Here is a 2,190-nt window from a genome sequence, read left to right on the forward strand (position 1 = left end):
ACCACGAGGGCTCCAACGCAAGACTTTTACAAAATATATTAATGATTAACAACACAAAAGATTTCGATTTTGATTTAGCTAGAGGAGTTAATTCTGAAAAAGCTATAGCCAAAATACTAGGATTAAGTGAAGATAAATTTGAAGTTAAGTCAGAATTTGGCTTCTGGCAGAAATCTGGAAACATTTGTATTGAACTTGCATACAAAGGAAAACCAAGTGGATTAAGAGCAACTAAAGCCGAATATTGGATACATCGGTTTATGTATAGTAAAGACTTATGTATAGGCCAATGGATTGTTCCAGTTAGAATATTAAAGCAAGTAGTCAGAATTTTTTTAAAAGAAAATAAAAAAAGAAAATCACAAATAATCAGAATGTTAGGTGATGGATACCAGTCAAGGTGTGTCCTAATTCCTATGTCAGAATTTTTAAACCTTTGGAGGAAAGTTGAAATCAAAAATAAAAATACCAAAAATAGTTAAAAAGGATTTTCCATATTCTTTTTATCTAGCTCATTGGATTGATACCAACTCTACCTGCACTTGGGAAAATTTAAAAACAATAAAAAATTATAAGCCATCAATTTGTATTTCTACAGGTTGGCTTGTCTCAACAAATAATAACTCACATACATTCGTTAGTGATGTGAGCTTTAATGATGATGGAACTGTAGATGATTGTGGAAACACAACAACAATCCCATCGGTCAATATAATTAAACTAACGAAGATTAGGATATAAAATGATTAGAAGAATAGATGCAAAGAAAAGAACATTAGTAGTAGATGGTTCTTTATTTGTATACAGAATAGCAACAGCATTAGAAGAACCAACTAGATGGGAAGATGATATTTGGACTTTACACGCAGATGCTAAATTAGGAAAAAGAGTTATAGATACAACTTTAGGAAATTATAAAACAAAATTAAATTGTGATAAAATTATAATTGCTGAAGACCATAAAGATAATTTTAGACATAGCCTTTATCCAGAATATAAATCACATAGAAAAAAAGTTAGAAAACCAATTATAGTAAAACCTCTTAAGGAATACTTAAAAGAAAATTATGAAAGTGTTTCATTACCTGGATTAGAAGGTGATGATGTCTGTGGAATATTAGCAACTAAACCAGGCAACAAAGATAAAATTGTAGTTTTATCAGGCGACAAAGATATGCGTACTATTCCTGGTATCCATCATTTTATACATGATGACAGTACAGAAGTTGTTGATGAGAAAACAGCTAATTATAATTTTATGTACCAAACATTAGTAGGAGATTTAACAGATGGATTTGGTGGATGTCCAACAATTGGTGGTGTCAAAGCTTCAAGAGTTTTAGCAAATAAAAAAGACTTACCAGAAATGTGGGAAGCTGTAGTTGCTGAATATGAAAAACAAAAATTAGATAAAAAATATGCACTTACTCAAGCAAGATTAGCTCGAATATTAAGAGCATCTGATTGGGATAGTAAGAAGGAGAAACCAATATTATGGAAAATGTAATTAGAGATATTTGTTTAATTGCACTGGGAGCAATTTCAGCAGGCTTTATTTCAATATGGTTAGACATAAAAAAAGATAGAGAAAAAATGCGATGGGAACAATGGTATCGAAACAGAAACAAAAGATGACAAACAAAGATTTATTTGAAAGCCTTAAGTATCAAGAAGGTGGAGACCACTATTCTAAAATGAAGGTGCAACCAGCTTATTTTATAAATGAAAATAATCTGCCATTCGCTGAAGGTAATGCCATTAAATACATTTGTAGACACAAACATAAAGGCAAAGAGCAAGATATTAAGAAAGCAATTCATTACTTAAAAATGATTTTAGATAGAGATTATTCATAGCAAACAAAAGGACACTTTAGATATATGAACGAAAAAGACCAAAAAATAACTTTACCAGTCATATCAGATGACTTGTTAAAGGCATTAGATGGATTATTTCCAGAGAGAACTCCAGATATAAATATGGAGCCAAAGGAAATGTACTACAGAATTGGACAGCGTAGTGTTGTTCGATTTTTAATTCAAAAACAAAAAGAGCAATCAGAAAACATCATGGAGAAAAAATAATGTGTGTATCAGTTAAAGCTCCCAGTATGCCTCCAGCTCCAGAACCAGCTCCAGTAGCTCCACCACCAGTGACACAAAACACTCAAGGTAGTGCTAGACCAGCAGG

Annotated in this window: 6 protein-coding genes; all 6 read left to right on the top strand. The window is 31.7% G+C overall.

What is annotated here, in order from left to right:
• Positions 1-482 (top strand): hypothetical protein (locus tag AMN70_RS03505; RefSeq protein WP_082255071.1); only part of this gene is annotated, 482 nt, incomplete at its 5' end.
• Entirely contained in the window at positions 448-741 is a 294-nt protein-coding gene (locus AMN70_RS03510) for a hypothetical protein (RefSeq protein ID WP_082255072.1), read from the top strand. The genes AMN70_RS03505 and AMN70_RS03510, both read left to right, overlap by 35 nt.
• A gap of 1 nt (position 742) precedes the next feature.
• Positions 743-1,507 (top strand): hypothetical protein, encoded by a 765-nt coding sequence (locus AMN70_RS03515; RefSeq protein WP_075501808.1) that lies wholly within the window; start codon positions 743-745, stop codon positions 1,505-1,507.
• Positions 1,495-1,635 (top strand): hypothetical protein, encoded by a 141-nt coding sequence (locus tag AMN70_RS05685; protein WP_179850386.1) that lies wholly within the window; start codon positions 1,495-1,497, stop codon positions 1,633-1,635. Before AMN70_RS03515 ends, AMN70_RS05685 begins: the two co-directional genes overlap by 13 nt.
• Positions 1,608-1,856 carry a DUF3310 domain-containing protein gene (locus AMN70_RS03520; RefSeq protein WP_179850387.1) on the top strand — a complete coding sequence of 83 codons (249 nt, stop codon included), beginning with the start codon at positions 1,608-1,610 and terminating at the stop codon, positions 1,854-1,856. The genes AMN70_RS05685 and AMN70_RS03520 overlap by 28 nt, the downstream gene beginning before the upstream one ends.
• A 24-nt stretch (positions 1,857-1,880) precedes the next feature.
• Positions 1,881-2,084 carry a hypothetical protein gene (locus tag AMN70_RS03525; protein ID WP_075501813.1) on the top strand — a complete coding sequence of 68 codons (204 nt, stop codon included), beginning with the start codon at positions 1,881-1,883 and terminating at the stop codon, positions 2,082-2,084.
• Positions 2,085-2,190 lie beyond the last annotated feature (106 nt).

Origin of the sequence: Candidatus Pelagibacter communis (genome assembly GCF_001179925.1) — a bacterium.
GTDB lineage: Bacteria > Pseudomonadota > Alphaproteobacteria > Pelagibacterales > Pelagibacteraceae > Pelagibacter > Pelagibacter ubique_E.

Excerpts from the sequence above, each read along its gene's own strand:
- AMN70_RS03515 (WP_075501808.1), top strand. The coding sequence starts at position 743 with ATGATTAGAAGAATAGATGCAAAGAAAAGAACATTAGTAGTAGATGGT.
- AMN70_RS05685 (WP_179850386.1), top strand. The coding sequence starts at position 1,495 with ATGGAAAATGTAATTAGAGATATTTGTTTAATTGCACTGGGAGCAATT.
- AMN70_RS03520 (WP_179850387.1), top strand. The coding sequence starts at position 1,608 with ATGGTATCGAAACAGAAACAAAAGATGACAAACAAAGATTTATTTGAA.
- AMN70_RS03525 (WP_075501813.1), top strand. The coding sequence starts at position 1,881 with ATGAACGAAAAAGACCAAAAAATAACTTTACCAGTCATATCAGATGAC.